This is a genomic window from Geodermatophilus sp. SYSU D01186 (assembly GCF_054050215.1).
In genome coordinates, this window is the sequence record NZ_JBJGYW010000010.1 from 1 (window position 1) to 14,358 (window position 14,358).

13 protein-coding genes are annotated in these 14,358 nt (G+C 74.8%); 2 read left to right on the forward strand and 11 right to left on the reverse strand.

The features are described 5' to 3' along the window. Positions 1–130: 130 nt before the first annotated feature. The 3 genes from ACI784_RS09435 to ACI784_RS09445 all read right to left on the reverse strand — a co-directional run bounded on the left by ACI784_RS09435 (position 131) and on the right by ACI784_RS09445 (position 3,074). Positions 131–1,129: an ABC transporter substrate-binding protein gene (locus ACI784_RS09435; protein ID WP_457013283.1), complete on the reverse strand. Its 999-nt coding sequence runs from the start codon at positions 1,127–1,129 to the stop codon at positions 131–133. Positions 1,130–1,179: 50 nt separating this feature from the next. Then, the gene (locus ACI784_RS09440; RefSeq protein WP_457013284.1) at positions 1,180–2,376 is read right to left on the reverse strand and encodes a cytochrome P450; all 1,197 of its coding nucleotides are present in this window, start codon (positions 2,374–2,376) and stop codon (positions 1,180–1,182) included. Positions 2,377–2,555: 179 nt separating this feature from the next. Further along, complete coding sequence (locus ACI784_RS09445; protein WP_456923519.1) at positions 2,556–3,074, reverse strand: MarR family winged helix-turn-helix transcriptional regulator; 519 nt, start codon at positions 3,072–3,074, stop codon at positions 2,556–2,558. A gap of 64 nt (positions 3,075–3,138) precedes the next feature. On the opposite strand from ACI784_RS09445, the gene dhaL reads away from it, so the two are divergent. Continuing rightward, on the forward strand, positions 3,139–4,842 hold the full coding sequence (gene dhaL / locus ACI784_RS09450) for a dihydroxyacetone kinase subunit DhaL (RefSeq protein ID WP_457013285.1): 1,704 nt from the start codon (positions 3,139–3,141) through the stop codon (positions 4,840–4,842). 9 nt (positions 4,843–4,851) lie between these two features. Here dhaL and ACI784_RS09455 read toward each other — a convergent pair whose 3' ends face one another. Both ACI784_RS09455 and ACI784_RS09460 read right to left on the reverse strand, forming a co-directional pair. After that, entirely contained in the window at positions 4,852–5,178 is a 327-nt protein-coding gene (locus ACI784_RS09455) for a TfoX/Sxy family protein (RefSeq protein ID WP_457013286.1), read from the reverse strand. Positions 5,179–5,248: 70 nt separating this feature from the next. After that, entirely contained in the window at positions 5,249–5,836 is a 588-nt protein-coding gene (locus tag ACI784_RS09460) for a hypothetical protein (protein WP_457013287.1), read from the reverse strand. Positions 5,837–5,905: 69 nt separating this feature from the next. On the opposite strand from ACI784_RS09460, the gene ACI784_RS09465 reads away from it, so the two are divergent. Further along, complete coding sequence (locus ACI784_RS09465; protein WP_457013288.1) at positions 5,906–6,280, forward strand: hypothetical protein; 375 nt, start codon at positions 5,906–5,908, stop codon at positions 6,278–6,280. Here the strand turns inward: ACI784_RS09465 and helR are convergent. The 6 genes from helR to ACI784_RS09495 form a co-directional block, all read right to left on the reverse strand. Beyond that, positions 6,273–8,417, reverse strand: coding sequence for an RNA polymerase recycling motor ATPase HelR (helR, locus tag ACI784_RS09470; protein ID WP_457013289.1), 2,145 nt, complete (start codon positions 8,415–8,417; stop codon positions 6,273–6,275). The genes ACI784_RS09465 and helR overlap by 8 nt on opposite strands. A gap of 183 nt (positions 8,418–8,600) precedes the next feature. Next, entirely contained in the window at positions 8,601–9,677 is a 1,077-nt protein-coding gene (locus ACI784_RS09475; RefSeq protein ID WP_457013290.1) for a YeiH family protein, read from the reverse strand. After that, positions 9,674–10,993 carry an MFS transporter gene (locus tag ACI784_RS09480; protein ID WP_457013291.1) on the reverse strand — a complete coding sequence of 440 codons (1,320 nt, stop codon included), beginning with the start codon at positions 10,991–10,993 and terminating at the stop codon, positions 9,674–9,676. Before ACI784_RS09480 ends, ACI784_RS09475 begins: the two co-directional genes overlap by 4 nt. Before the next feature lie 132 nt (positions 10,994–11,125). Then, positions 11,126–12,178, reverse strand: coding sequence for a 3-keto-5-aminohexanoate cleavage protein (locus ACI784_RS09485; protein WP_457013292.1), 1,053 nt, complete (start codon positions 12,176–12,178; stop codon positions 11,126–11,128). Between the two features lie 26 nt (positions 12,179–12,204). Continuing rightward, positions 12,205–13,122, reverse strand: a complete 918-nt coding sequence (locus ACI784_RS09490; RefSeq protein WP_456923528.1) for a TauD/TfdA dioxygenase family protein — start codon at positions 13,120–13,122, stop codon at positions 12,205–12,207. A 41-nt stretch (positions 13,123–13,163) separates the two neighbouring features. Beyond that, positions 13,164–14,150 carry a quinone oxidoreductase family protein gene (locus ACI784_RS09495; protein ID WP_457013293.1) on the reverse strand — a complete coding sequence of 329 codons (987 nt, stop codon included), beginning with the start codon at positions 14,148–14,150 and terminating at the stop codon, positions 13,164–13,166. Positions 14,151–14,358 lie beyond the last annotated feature (208 nt).

Genomic DNA, 14,358 nt, shown 5'->3' on the forward strand with positions numbered 1-14,358 from the left:
TCGGCCACCCCCACCACCACCCCCCCCGCCGCCCCCCCGCCCCCCCCCCCCCCCCCCCGCCCCCCCCCCCCCCCCCCCCCCCCCCCCCCCCCCCCCCCCCCCCCCCCCCGGTCGTGCGGACGGCGGTCGGTCAGCCCTCCTCGTGGTGGGCCAGCAGCCCGTCCAGCGCGGTGGCGCCGTCCTCCAGGACGCCGTTGTCCTCCGCGACCTCGGCGACCCGCTCCAGCGGCTCGCGGGGCAGGTCGCTGCTGAACCGGGTCAGGACCATGGTCGGGATCAGCGCCGGGTCGATCTGGGTGAAGTTCGGCAGCTCGGCACGGACCTCGTCGTCGTGGCCGGCGGCGTACTCCATGGACTCCTCGACCGCGGCGGTGAAGGCCTCGACCAGCTCGGCGTCCTGCTGCGTCTTCTGCTCGGTGGTCACGTACAGCGCGGTGACGAAGTCGGGGTCGGTCTCCACGAACTGGGAGGCGACCAGGCGGTTGGCCTGCGCCTTGGCCACGCCGAGGAAGGGCTCGCTGGTCGCGATCGCGTCGACCTGACCGGCGGCCATGGCGCCGGCCATGTCCTGCAGCGGCAGCTCGACGAACTCCACCGAGTCCGGGTCGGCGCCGGCCGCCTCGACCGCCGCGCGGGTGGTGAGCTCGTGCAGGCCGAGCAGGGCGTTGACCGCGACGCGGCGGCCGGCGAGGTCACCGGCGTCCTGGATGTCGCTGGCCTCGGGCACCAGGACACCGCCGTGGTCGGCGCCCTCCTCACCGGTGGACCGGCCGCCCTCGGCGACGGCCGACAGCGGCAGGCCCTCGTCGCGCGCCTGCAGCAGCGTGACCACGTTGGCGTAGACGAAGTCGTAGGAGTCGTTCATCAGGCCGGGGACGAGCGCCGCGCCGCCGGTGCCGAACTGGATGTCGAGCTCGATGCCGCGGTCGGCGAAGAAGCCCTGGGCCTCGCCGACGTACAGCGCTGCGACATCGACCACCGGGACGACGCCGACGGTGACCTTCTGCAGCTCGCCGGCGCCGGTGCTCGCGGCGCCGGCGGTGGTGTCGCCGTCGCCGCTCCCACAGGCGGAGAGGGTGAGCGTCGCGGCGGCCAGGCCGGCCAGCAGCGAGCGCGTGGGGGTTCTCATGTCGTCCTCCGTTGGTCGACGAGGGGTCGGGGGGTGGTGCGCGGGGTCGGTCAGGCGGCGTGCGCGCGGACGGGCAGGGACTGCAGTCCGCGCAGCCAGTTGTTGGCGATCAGCCGGGGTTCGCCGGTCAGCTCGAACCGGTCGACGCGGCGGGCCAGCGCGGAGAGCAGGCACTCCGCCTCCAGCCGGGCGATCAGCGAGCCGACGCAGCCGTGGATGCCGGTGCCGAAGGCCAGGTGGCCGGTCGCGCGACGGGTGATCCGGAACTCGTCCGGGTCCTCCCAGCGACGCGGGTCGCGGTTGGCCGCGCCGAGGAACAGCAGCACCTTCTCGTCGGCGCCGAGCCGGACCCCGCCGAGCTCGACCGGCACGTTCGTCGTCCGCCCGATGATCGGGCTGGGCGCGGTGTGGCGCAGGCCCTCGTCGAAGGCGAACCGGGCGAGCGTGGGCGTCTCGCGCAGCAACTGCCACTGGTCGGGGTTCTCGATCAGCGCGCGCAGCGTCAGGCCGACGCCGTAGATGGTGGTGTCGACGCCCGCGGACAGGATGGAGCGGACCATCATCGCGGCCTCGTGCTCGGAGATCTCCCCCGTGTCGGCGGCGGCGAAGATGTCCGCGGCGAGCCCGTCGGGCCGCAGCGCCTCGCGCCGCATCTGCCAGGCCACGTAGGCCGGCGAGTCCCCCGCCAGCTCGACGGCCTCGTCGTAGAGCTCGTTGCGGGGGCCCATCGCCTGGAAGTTGAGGTTCGAGTACGGCAGCAGGTGCTTGCGCCCCTCGGGGACGAAGCCGACCGCGTCGGGCAGCACGGTGAGGGGGAAGGCCTGGGCGAGGTCGGTGGCGGCGTCGAACTCCCCGCGCTCCAGCACCTCGTCGACCACCCGCTCGGCGGTGGCCGCGAAGTCCGCGCGCAGCCGGCGGACGGCGGCCGGCCCGAGGACCCGCGTCATGACCGCCCGGCGCGGGGTGTGGTCCGGCGGGTCGGCCTCCAGCAGCACGCTCGGCTCCCGCCAGTTCTCCGCGCGGCGGGTGTTGGTCACGCCCGTCCCGGCGGTGGAGGTGAACCGCTCCCAGTCCTTGAACACCTCCTCGACCAGGTCGTGCCGGCCGGTGGCCCACACCTCGTGGGCGGGCAGCCAGACGACCGGCGCGGTCTCGCGGACGAGGGTGTCGACGCGCAGCGGGTCGGCCAGCGACGCCCTGCTGAACGGGTCGACGTCCACGACGGGGCGTCCGGTGGTGCTGGTCATGATCGAGCTCCAGGGGCGTGGCCGGGGATGGCAGTTGCTAAATCAACTCGGCGTAGTGGACAGTTCGCCGGGACGGCTTGTCAAGAGCGCCCCATGCATGAGTTGCTTGATGAACTGCCGAGCACCGACCCCTGCCCGACCCCCCGCGAGGAGGACCGATGCCGATGGCCCGCCGCCGCTCAGCGGTCCGGACGCGGCTCCGGTGCGGCGTCGCCGTCGAGGCCGGCGCCGGGGTCGGCGACCTCGGAGAGGTTGTCGTGCATGCGGCGCAGGAAGTCCCGCAGCTGGGTCAGCTCCGCGTCGCTGAAACCGCGCAGCATCCACCGCTCCCGCTCCAGCGCGAGCGGCAGCAGCTCGTCGTGCAGGGCGACGCCGTCGGCGGTCAGGTAGAGCCGCCGCAGGCCGTCGGCCCGCTCGATGGTCACGAGGTCCCGCTCGGCCAGCCCGGCCACGCTGCGGGAGACCACCGACTTGTTCAGCCCCAGCACGGTGCAGACCTCTCCCGCTGTCGCACCGGGGTGGTTGCCGAGCGCCGAGATGATCCGCCAGTCGTTGACCCCCACGCCGAAGCGGCGCATGTACTGGAACGTCGAGCCCCATGACAGGGCGTTGGACACCAGGGCCAGGTAGGCGGGCGTGTACGCCTCGCGGTCGATGGTCACCGGCAGCTTGTCCCGGTGCGGTTCCCGACCGCTCACCCCGGCTCCCCTCCCTGTCGTGTCCGCGCCCTCCCCACCCCGAGCCCGTCGAGGAGACCATCCCATGAACAAGCTGATCAACGAGCCCCGGACCGTCGTCGCGGAGGCCCTCGACGGCCTCACCGGCGCCGTCGCCGGCACGTCCCGCCTCGCGGGCTGGACGACGGCGGTGCGCAGCGACGTGGCGGCGGTCCGGGACGCGGGGCGGGTCGCGGTGGTCTCCGGCGGCGGCGCCGGCCACGAGCCCGCCCACGCCGGTTACGTCGGGGCCGGGATGCTGACCGCGGCGGTGGCGGGCGAGGTCTTCACCTCGCCGTCCGTGGACGCCGTCCTGGCCGCCGTCCGCGCCGTGGCGTCACCGGCCGGGGTGCTGCTGATCGTCAAGAACTACACCGGCGACCGGCTCAACTTCGGCCTGGCCGCGGAGCTCGCGCGGGCCGAGGGGACGCCGGTCGAGGTGGTCGTGGTGGCCGACGACGTGGCCCTGGCGGCCGCGGGAGGGGCCGGACGCCGCGGGATCGCCGGCACCGTCCTGGTGCACAAGGTCGCCGGCGCCGCGGCCGAGGCGGGCCGGCCGCTGACCGAGGTCGCCGCCCGGGCGCGCGCGGCTGCCGGCGCCGTCCGGACCATGGGGGTCGCCCTGTCGGCGTGCACCGTGCCGGGCGCGGACCGCGCCTCGTTCTCGCTGGGCGCCGACGAGATCGAGTGGGGGCTGGGCATCCACGGCGAGGCCGGGGTCGAGCGCACCCCCGCCCGGTCGGCCGACGAGATCGCCGCCGGGCTGCTCGACCGCATCGTCGCCGACGGCGGCCACGGCGCGGGCACCCGCGTCGCACTGCTCGTGAACGGGCTCGGGGCGACCCCGCCGATCGAGCTCGACGTGATGGCCCGCGCGGCGCTGGCCGACCTGCGCCGCCGCGGCTTGGTCGTGGAGCGGATCTGGGTGGGCAGCTTCCTCACCGCACTGGACATGGCCGGCTGCTCGCTGAGCCTGCTGCCGGTGGACGACGACGTCCTGGCCGCGCTCGACGCCCCCACCACCGCCCCGGCCTGGTCGGCGCACGGCGGCACTCCCCCGGCGGAGCCGGGCACCGTCGCGGTCCCCGACGCCGACGACCCGGCTGCCGGTGGCGAGCTGGCCGCCGGCGACCCGCTGCGGCGGGCACTGGAGGCGGCGGCCACGTGCCTGCTCGACGCCGAGGAGGAGCTCACCGACCTCGACCGGCAGGTCGGGGACGGCGACCTGGGCACCAGCCTGGCGCGCGGCGCCCGGCAGCTGCTGGCCGACGTCGCCGGCTACCCGGGCCAGGACGGCCCCGCGGCGGTGCTGCGGGCCGCGTCGGCCACCGTGCGCAGGTCGGTCGGCGGGACCTCGGGGCCGCTGTACGCGGCGATGCTGATGCGCGCCGCGGCCGCGCTGCCCGACGATGGCGCTGCCGGCGCGGCCGGGTGGGCGGCGGCGTTCACCGTGGCCGTGGACGGCGTCCAGGAGATCGGCGGCGCCCGGCCTGGGGACCGCACCATGGTCGACGCCCTGCGCCCCGCCGCCGACGCCCTCGCCCGCGGCGTGGCCGGCGGCTCGGACCCCCGGACGGCGCTGGAGGCGGCCGTGGCCGCGGCGCAGGAGGGCACCCGGGCGACCGCGGAGATCGAGGCGCGGCTCGGCCGGTCCAGCTACCTCGGGGCGCGCGCCGTGGGGCACCCCGACCCCGGCGCGCACGCCGTCGCGCTGTGGCTGGCCGCCGTCATGGTCGCCCTGGCGGACTGAGCCGCCGGCTCACTCCCGGCCCGCGACGACGGCGAGGGCGCGGCGCAGCCAGCCGTCGAGCGCGGCGTCCGTGGCGTAGCCCGCCGGGTCGACCAGGACGAAGGCGGACAGCCGTCTCCCGCCCAGCTCCATGGGGCCGACGTGCGGTTCCTCGAGGGCGGCGGCCACCGCCTCCGGCCCGACCCGCACCAGCAGCCCCGTCGCGGTGACGCCGCAGCACATGCGCCCGTGCACGGAGAAGGAGCGGCCGCCGCCGACCATCGGCTTCTCCACGACGTCGCCGTGCGCGCCCAGCAGCCGGCGCACGCGGTCGGCGGTCTCGCGGTCGTGGGGCACGGCTGCGGTCAGGCGGCGGCGTCGGCGGCGGGCACGTCCGGGATCCTGCCGGTCCGGGCCGGTCCCCGGCTCACGCCTGCGCGCGGCACCAGGCCTGCAGCGACTCGCGGGCGTCGCGCCACGGATCGGCGTCGCTCTCGTCGAGCGTCACACGGACGGCGAGACCGTCGTGCAGGACGGTGACCGCGGCCATGGCGGGCGCGGCCGCCGCGGACAGCCCGGCGCCACCCCGCTGCGCGGCGTCCTCGGCCTGCTGCCACGCCGCCCGCATGTCCGCGGCCGCGGCGCTCCGGTCCCCACCGCCGGCGCCCTCCGAGAGCGCCTCCACCTCGTAGCGGGTCACCGCGTCGGTGAGCTCCTCGACCACCTCGTCGCACGCCGCCACCACCGGCGACACGGTGACGGAGGCCTCCCGCGCGGCCACCTCCGACTCGGCGGCCGCGACCGCCGCCGGGTCCGGGGCCGGGTCGGCCGGCGCCGGGTCGGCCGGCGCGGGGTCGGGTGGTGCGGGGTCGGGTGGCGCGGGGTCGGGTGGCGCGGGCTCCGGAGCGGCCGTCGCCGGGCTGGTGCCGGCGGCGGGCTCGACCGCCTCGCCGGTGCAGCCGCTCAGGACCAGGACGACGAGCGCCGGGGCCAGCAGCGGTCCGCGGGTGCGCATGCCCGACGGTGGCACCCCAGCCGCGACCGCGCAGCCCGACCGTCGGTGCCTGCGGGGAGGATCGGGGGCATGGTGGCCTTCTTCCTCCCGCGGGCGAGCGACGACGAGCAGGCCGAGCGGCTCTACGACGCCCTCGCCGAGTTCGCCGGGTGCGAGCCCGCCCCACCGGGCCGGCGGGTGCAGTCGATCGTCTTCACCCAGGACGGCGCCGAGTGGGTCGCCGAGGTCGGGGAGGAGCTGCGCGGGCAGCGGACCACGCAGCACCTCCGTCGCGGCGAGCTGGTCGAGCGCACCGAGACCCTCACCTCGACGTCCCGCGTGCTCGCGGTCTACCCCGGCACGCCGTTCGTCGTCGTGACCGACGCCCAGCCGATCACCGGCACCCCCTCGGAGTGGGCCAACCCGTTCACCGTCCAGCCGGAGCGGGTCACCTGGTTCACGTGAGGACGACCAGCTGCTGGGTCGCCCGGGTCATCGCGACGTAGCGGTCGACCGCGCCCTCGATGCCCGTGCCGAACGCCTCGGGGTCGACGAGCACGACCAGGTCGAACTCCAGCCCCTTGGCCAGCTCCGGGGTCAGCGACCGGATCCGGGTCGTCCCGCGGAACGTGGGGTCGCCGATGACGCAGCCGACCCCCTCGGCGTGCGCGGCGAGCCAGGTGTCGAGGACCGCGCCCAGGTCCGCCACGGCCCCGTGGACGACTGGCGCCCCGCTGCGGATGGACGTCGGCACGTTGGCGTCCGGCAGCACCGCACGGATGACCGGCTCGGCCGCGGCCATCACCTCGGCCGGCGTCCGGTAGTTGACGGTGAGGGAGGCCAGGCGGACGTCGTCCAGCCCGATCCGCCGGAGCCGTTCCTCCCACGACCCGGGGAAGCCGTGCCGGGCCTGCGCCCGGTCGCCGACGATGGTGAAGCTCCGCGACGGGCAGCGCAGCAGCAGCATCTGCCACTCCGCGTCGGTCAGCTCCTGCGCCTCGTCCACCACGACGTGCGCGAAGGGGCCGGCGAGCAGGTCCGGGTCCGCGGTGGGCAGGGCGGCCTCGTCGACCAGGGCCTCGCGGAGGTCGGAGTGGCGCAGGGTCGTCATCAGCAGCAGCTCGGAGTCGTCGGTCGCGATGAGCTCGTCGATGACGTCGGCCATGCGGTCGCGCTCGGCGGCGGCCGCGGCCTCCTGACGACGCCGGCGCCGGGAGATCCCCGGGTCGCCGAGTCGCTGACGGGCCGCGTCGAGCAGCGGCAGGTCCGACACGGTCCAGGCGTGGGGGTCGTCGCGCTGCAGGGCCCGGACGTCCTCACGATCGAGCCGCGGCGCGCACCTGCGCAGGTAGGCCGGCACCGACCACAGGTCCCCGACCAGGTCGGTCGCCTCGAGCAGCGGCCACGCGTGGTCGACGGCCGCGACCAGCTCCCGGTTCTGCAGCAGCGACCGGCGCACGAGCTCCGGCGCGGCGTCGTCGTCCTCGTGCCGGTCCACCAGGATCGCCACCAGCGCGTCCCAGACCTGGTCGCGTGCCTCGTTGTGCGGCGTGCCGGGATCCGGCGTCCCGAACGCCTCGGCCCAGTCCTCGGCGCCGAGCCAGACCTCGGACCAGGGGGTCTCGACCCACATCCCCGTGGTGGGCGGCTCCTCGTAGAACCGCACCGCCGTCTCGACCGCGGCCACCAGGTCCGCCGACGACTTCAGCCCGGCCACGTGCGGGTCCGGCTCGACCCCGGCGGTCGCACCCTGCGGGACGAGGTCGCGCAGGGTGCTGATCTGCACGCCCTCCTCGCCGAGGCTGGGCAGGACGTCGGAGACGTAGGCCAGGTAGGGCTGGTGCGGCCCGACGAACAGGACGCCGCCCCGGCGGTGCCCGAGGCGGGAGTCGGCGTAGAGGAGGTAGGCGGTGCGGTGCAGGGCGACGACGGTCTTCCCGGTCCCCGGCCCGCCGTCGACGACCAGCGGCCCCTCGGACCCCGCCCGGATGATCGCGTCCTGGTCGGCCTGGATGGTCGCGAGCACGTCGCGCATCCGGTCCGACCGGGTGCCACCGAGGCTCACGATGAAGGCCGACTGGTCGTCGAGGGCCGCCGCGTGCCCCTCGAACCCGTCCGCGGTGAAGACCTCGTCCCAGTAGTCGCTGATCCGGCCGCGGGTCCAGCGGTACCGGCGGCGGCTGGCCAGGCCCATCGGGTCGGCGTGGGTCGCCCCGAAGAACGGCTCCGCCGCCGGGGAGCGCCAGTCGACCAGCAGCCGGCGGCCCGTGCTGTCGGTGAGGCCGAGCCGCCCGACGTACAGAGGCTCGCCGTCGTCGGCACCGACCACGTGGCCGAGGCAGAGGTCCAGTCCGAAGCGACGCAGGGCGCGCAGGCGGGCGGTCAGCCGGTGGATCTCCAGGTCCCGGTCCAGCGCCTCCTGGCCGATGCCGCCGGGCGCCCTGCGCTCGGCGGCGAGCCGGTCGGTCAGGTCGGCGATGGCCTGCTCGAGGCTGTCGGCGATGGCGGCGAAGTGCTGCTCGTCGCGGGCGATCAGAGCCGGGTCGGCCTTGGCGGCGAGGTTGTCGGGGAGGTCGAACGCGCTGGTGGTCAGCGGACTCACGTCATCTGCTCCGATCCGAGGCCGACCGCAGGAATCGCATCCCGATCCCGCACTTCCTCGACCTCGGCCGGCGATTCTGCGGCCCACCCCGGGTCTTGCCACAAGTCCCCCGTGGCGCTATATGTTGAAGTGGAGGGAATCCATTCCGTTCCATTTCCGCGTCCGGGTCGACGTGCGTGCCGGTCACCGGCCGAGCAGCACGACCCCGGCCAGCGAGACGCCGGCGACGAGCAGCGTCGAGGCCGTCGCCACGAGCAGCGCGGAGCCGCTGCCGCGGAACAGCGAGCGCAGCTGCACCCCGGCGCCCATGCCGAACAGCGCGGCCCCGAGGGCGGCCACCTGCACCTGCGAGATCACCGTCAGCGCGTCCTCCGGGACGATCCCCGTGCTGCGCACGGCGACGCAGGCGAGGAAACCGAGCACGAACAGCGGCACGAGCGGCGGCCGTGTCGCCGCGGTCTCCCGCCCGGGCTCGGCCAGCCGACGCCGCACGCTCACCGCCGCGACGACCGGCGCGAGGAGCAGCACCCGCGTCAGCTTGACGACGACGGCGACGGCCACGACGGCGGCCCCACCGGTGCCGGCCGCCGCGACGACCTGCCCGACCTCCTGGATGCTGGCCCCGGCCCAGATCCCGAACTGCACGTCGCTCAGACCCAGCGGCCGCTGCAGCAGCGGCAGCAGCACCATGGCCAGCGTCCCGAACAGGGTGACCATCGCGATCCCGACCGCGACGTCCTCCTCGTCGGCCCCGGCGGTGTCCTCCATCGCGGCGATGGCCGAGGCGCCGCAGATGGCGAAGCCGGTTCCGATCAGGAGGCTGCGGGCCCGTCCGAGCCGCAGCCGGTTCCCCAGCCAGGTCGTGACCAGCAGGGTCACGACGAGGGTGCCCGCGACGAGGGCGACGGTGCCGGCGCCCAGCGCGACGATGGCGCCGAAGGACACCGCGAAGCCGAGCAGCACGATCCCGATCCGCAGCAGGCGCCTGGTCACCTGGCCGAGCGCCTGCCGCGCCGCCCCGGGCAGCAGCCCGGTGTTCCCGGCGACCATGCCGAGGGCGACGGCCCACGTCAGGACGCCGACCGCGGGCACCAGGCGGTGGGCCAGCACCGCGCCACCGAGGCCCAGGGCCGCGGCGACCAGCCCCGGCCAGCGCCGGGGGCGGGCGGCGGGGACGACACCCGCGGTCCCGCCCTCGACGGCGTCCCGGACGGCGGCGTCGTCCTCCACGGGGCCGCGGTCGACGGTCGCCGCGCTCACCGGGCCACCGTCTGAGCGCCCACCCGGAAGAGGCTGGCCGGGTAGGCCCGGCGGCCCAGCACCAGCGCGACCAGCGCGCCGGCCGCGGCCAGCGGCACGAGCTGCATCGCCGTCCCCAGGCCCAGCCGGTCGGCCAGGATGCCGGTGACCAGCGGGCCGGCCGCCAGCCCCAGCAGGCTGTTGGCCAGCGTGAGCGTGCCGAAGGCGGTGGCCCGGATCGACTCGTGGGTCAGGTTGGACACCATCGCACCGGCCGGGCCGGCGGTGCCCGCGGCGAAGAAGACGCCGATCGCAAGGAGCAGCAGCTGCGCCGCGCCCGGCCCCAGGGCGAACGCGCCACCCAGGAAGAGCAGCGACACGAGCGAGTAGACGCTGGCCGACGTCCACTTGCGGATGGCCACGCGCCGGCTCAGCCGGTCGGTGATCCAGCCGCAGGCGATCATGCCGGTCCCCATGAACAGGATGGCGACGGCGGCGAGGGCGGCCGCCCGGTCCGGCGGGAGGTCGTAGGCCCGGTTGAGGTAGCTGGGCAGCCAGGCGAACAGCGAGCCGGCGATGAACAGCTGCAGGCCGCTGCCGAGGTAGGCGCAGATGACCGACGGCGTGCTGAACAGCGTGCGCAGCCGCGCCCGCTCTCCCGTCGCCGACACGGGCTCGCCCTCGGCGACCTCGTCGACCCGGTACCGGGCCAGCTTCGCGTCGCTGATGAACACCCGGAAGAGCACGACCAGGACCAGCCCGAGGATCGCCAGCACGCCGAACGACCAGCGCCACCCGAGGTGGACGGCGAGCGCGCCGCCCAGCGCGACGCCGAGCACCGACCCGAAGGAGCCGCCGGCCATGAAGGCGCCGGTGAACGAGGCCCGGCGCGAGGCCGGGAAGACGGCGAGGACGACGGCCAGCCCGACACTGCCGTAGGCGGCCTCGCCCAGGCCGATGAACACGCGGGCGAGCATCAGCTGCTCGTAGTTGGCCGCGATCGCGCAGCCGACGGTGGCCAGGCCCCAGATCGTGGCCATGAGGACGATCGCGCGGACCCGGCCCCACCGGTCGCCGAGCAGCGACAGCGGTACGGCCAGGAGCCCGACGGTCAGCGCGACGACGCTGGTGAGCGCCCCGAGCTGCGTGTCGGTCAGCGCCCACTCCAGCTTGAGGAAGGGGAACACGGCCGAGAGGACCTGCCGGGACATGTAGTCCGACAGGAGCAGTGCGAAGGTGAGGGTGAAGACGACCCAGGGGAACACCCGGCGGGTGCGCGCGGAGGGGGCCCGGTCGACGACGGTGCCGACCTCGCCCTCGGTGACCAGCGATGCCATGACGACGCTCCAGTGCGACGGAGGGTACGACGCCGTGCCCCGTTCCGGCGTGCGAGCGACAACGGTCGACGGCGGACGCGGTCGACCGGGCGGGGGGTGCGGCCACCGGGCGCGCACCCCCCGGACGGTGGGTCAGGCGTGGTGCAGGAAGCCCACCTGGCCGGGCCGGCGGTTGGGCGGGTAGCCGAGCCGGGCCAGCGCCTCGTCGGCGCTGCCGTAGTACTCGCCGAGCCGGTAGATCTCGCGGGCCTCCTTGCCGGTGGCGACCTCGCGCCCGAGCTCCCCGGCGATCCGCACCAGCTGGCGGACGGCGCCGGCGGAGGTGCACCGCTCACCCAGGCGGCCCCAGAGCGTGTCCTCGTTGCCGCAGCGGGTGTGCAGGCCCAGGGCCATCGCCATCGTGTTGATCGGCAGGACGTTGCGCATGATGCTCTCGAGCGTCAGCGACGCGCCGTCCGGCACCCGGCGGATGAACTCCATCATCGTGTACGGGTTCGGGCCGTCGAAGCCGCCGCCGATGGCCACCCAGGTGATGTTGAGCGGGCCGGTGTAGACGCCGCGGCGGACCAGCCGCTCCACGGTCTCCAGCTGGGCGGAGTGGGCCAGCTGGAAGTGCGGCTGGATGCCGGCCGCCACCAGGCGCCGCAGGTGCTCCTCGACCCACGCGGGGCTCGCCGGCACCTCCATGTTGCGGTAGGTCTCGTACAGGTCGGGCCGCTGGAACGACGTCCCGGCGATGTCCGAGTCGGTCATCAGCTCGACGATGTTCATCTGCGAGGTGTTGATCGCGATGGTCACCTGGTCGGGCCTCGGGTCGAGCTCGGCGAGCATGTGCCGGGTGTCGTCGCTGAGCCACTTCGCCTCGGCTCCGTCCCCTTCCGGGGCGAAGGAGATCGAGCCGCCGACCTGCAGGATCATCTCCGGCACGGCCTCGCGCAGCCGGCGGAGCAGCTCGTTGAACTGGGACATCCGCTTGGAGCCCCTGCCGTCCAGCTCGCGCACGTGGATGTGCAGCACCGTGGCGCCGGCCTCCCAGCAGTCCACCGCCTGCTGGACGTGCTGGTCCATGGTCAGCGGGATGTCCTCGGGGAAGTCCGCCGGCTCCCACTCCGGCCCGTACGGCGCGGCGGTGATCACCAGCTTCTCCTGGTTCTCGGGGAACAGGGAGTCGTCGAGGAAGTACACGGCATTTCTCCTGTCGGGAAGAATGGTCAGTGGGTCTCGGTGCCGACGATTCCCGCGCGTTCCATCTTGCGGACGGCGGGCCAGTAGTCCTGCACGGCGTAGTGCTGGGTCGAACGGTTGTCCCAGATCGCGAAACTGTTCTCGGTCCACCGCCAGCGGACCTGGTACTCGGGCACGGCGGCCTGGCGGATCAGGTAGTGCAGCAGTTCGCCGGCACCGGGTGCGTAGTCGAATCCGAAACGCACGTTCTCCGGCGTGTGGAAGTTGACGAAGTGCGTCGTGAACGCGTTGACGAAGAGGATCTCCTCGCCGGTCTCGGGGTGCGTCCGCACGACCGGGTGCTCGGCGTCGGGGAAGCGCTCGTGCAGCGCCCGCCGCTGGTCGGGGTCCATCGCGGCGCCGAAGCTCGCCTCGATGCTGTGCCGCGCCCGGAGACCGGCGATCTGCTCCTTCACGTGCGCGGGCAGCCGGCGGTACGCCTCGGCCATGTCCACCCAGATGGTGTCGCCACCCACGGGGGGCGTCTCGACGCAGCGGAGCACCGAGCCCATCGGCGGGATCTCCCGCCAGGTCGCGTCGCAGTGGAAGGCGTTCTCGTAGTGCTCGGGCCGGCTGTCGAGGTCCTTGTAGATGCGGACCAGCCCCGGGTGCTCCGGGTCGCTGCCGGCCACCGGGTGGTCCTCGAGCGGGCCGAACCGCTCGGCCAGCGCGACGTGCTCGGCGCGGGTGATGTCCTGGTCCCGGAAGAACAGGACCTTGTACCGGAGCAGCAGCTCCCGGAGCTCCCCGAAGAGCGCGGCGTCGCGCGAGGCCTGGGCCAGGCTGACGTTGCGCAGCTCGGCGCCGATGGTCGCGGTCAGCGGGACGACCTCGATCGCGCGGGGGCCGACGTGGAGCGAGGGCAGGTCCTCGCGCAGGGCGGGTCCGTGGACGACGGTGTGCATGGATGGCTCCTGTTCGGTGCGGTGTGGGGTGGCGGGCCCGCTCAGGCAGCGGACTCGAGGCAGAAGACCGAGGAGCCGACGCTGCGGCCGGACTCCAGGTCGCGGTGGGCGGTGACGGCGTCCGCGAGCGCGTAGCGCTGGCCGATCTCGACGACGATCCGGCCGGAGCCGACGTGGTCGAAGAGCTCACCGGCGAGCGCGGCCCGCTCGGTCTCGTCGGCGATGTAGTCGGCGAGCGCCGGGCGGGTCACGAACAGCGAGCCCTTGACGGCGAGCTGCACCGCGTCGATCGGCGGGACCGGCCCGGACGCCGTGCCGAAGCAGACGAGCAGCCCGCGCCGGCTCAGCGAGTCCAGGGACGACGCGACGGTGGTCCGGCCGACGCTGTCGTAGGCGACGGGGACACCGGCGCCGTCGGTGAGCTCGCGAACGCGGGCGGCGACGTCCTCGCGCGAGTGGATGATCGTGTGGTCACACCCGTGGGCCCGGGCGACCTCGGCCTTGTCGTCGGTGGAGACGGTGCCGATCACCGTGAGCCCGAGCAGCTTCGCCCACTGGGTGAAGATCAGCCCGACGCCGCCGGCTGCCGCGTGCAGCAGGACGGTGTCCCCCGGCTCGAGCCGTGCGATGCGGCGCAGCAGGTAGGCGCAGGTGAGGCCGCGCATGGTCATGGCGGCGGCGGTCTCGAAGGGGATCGCGTCCGGGAGCGGGACCAGCGGGGCGACGTCCATCACGCGCTCGGTGCTGTAGGCGCCCAGCGGGCTGCCGGTGTACGTGACCCGGTCGCCCTCGGCGAAGCCGGTCACGCCGGGCCCGACCGCCTCGATCACGCCGGCCGCCTCGACGCCCATCCCGGCGGGGAGGGCGGCGGGGTACAGGCCGGTCCGGAAGTAGGTGTCGGCGAAGTTCAGACCTACCGCGGCGTGCCGGACCCGCACCTGCCCCGGACCGGGGTCCCCGACGTCGATGGACTCCCAGCGCAGCACCTCGGGACCGCCGGCCTCGTAGAAACGGACACCTCTGGCCATGGGTGGTCTCCTCCAACCGGCACGGGGGCACGTCGGCAGGTCGCCGATGCGTGGGAACTGCGATGACCGCGAGGCGCGCGGCGACGGTTCCGTCGTCCGCTCGTGGGCCCATCGGGTCGCTTCGAACGAGGTCAACGATGGCGGGAGGAGAGCCGGCGAGCTGTACCGATCCGGACAGATGCCTTAGCGTCTTCGGACATCCTTCAGG

What these genes read in the sequence shown, in the direction of transcription:
- ACI784_RS09495 (WP_457013293.1), bottom strand. Translation starts at nt 14,150, where the DNA reads ATGGCCAGAGGTGTCCGTTTCTACGAGGCCGGCGGTCCCGAGGTGCTG.
- ACI784_RS09460 (WP_457013287.1), bottom strand. Translation starts at nt 5,836, where the DNA reads ATGCGCACCCGCGGACCGCTGCTGGCCCCGGCGCTCGTCGTCCTGGTC.
- ACI784_RS09480 (WP_457013291.1), bottom strand. Translation starts at nt 10,993, where the DNA reads ATGGCATCGCTGGTCACCGAGGGCGAGGTCGGCACCGTCGTCGACCGG.
- ACI784_RS09490 (WP_456923528.1), bottom strand. Translation starts at nt 13,122, where the DNA reads ATGCACACCGTCGTCCACGGACCCGCCCTGCGCGAGGACCTGCCCTCG.
- ACI784_RS09440 (WP_457013284.1), bottom strand. Translation starts at nt 2,376, where the DNA reads ATGACCAGCACCACCGGACGCCCCGTCGTGGACGTCGACCCGTTCAGC.
- ACI784_RS09435 (WP_457013283.1), bottom strand. Translation starts at nt 1,129, where the DNA reads ATGAGAACCCCCACGCGCTCGCTGCTGGCCGGCCTGGCCGCCGCGACG.
- ACI784_RS09465 (WP_457013288.1), top strand. Translation starts at nt 5,906, where the DNA reads ATGGTGGCCTTCTTCCTCCCGCGGGCGAGCGACGACGAGCAGGCCGAG.
- dhaL (WP_457013285.1), top strand. Translation starts at nt 3,139, where the DNA reads ATGAACAAGCTGATCAACGAGCCCCGGACCGTCGTCGCGGAGGCCCTC.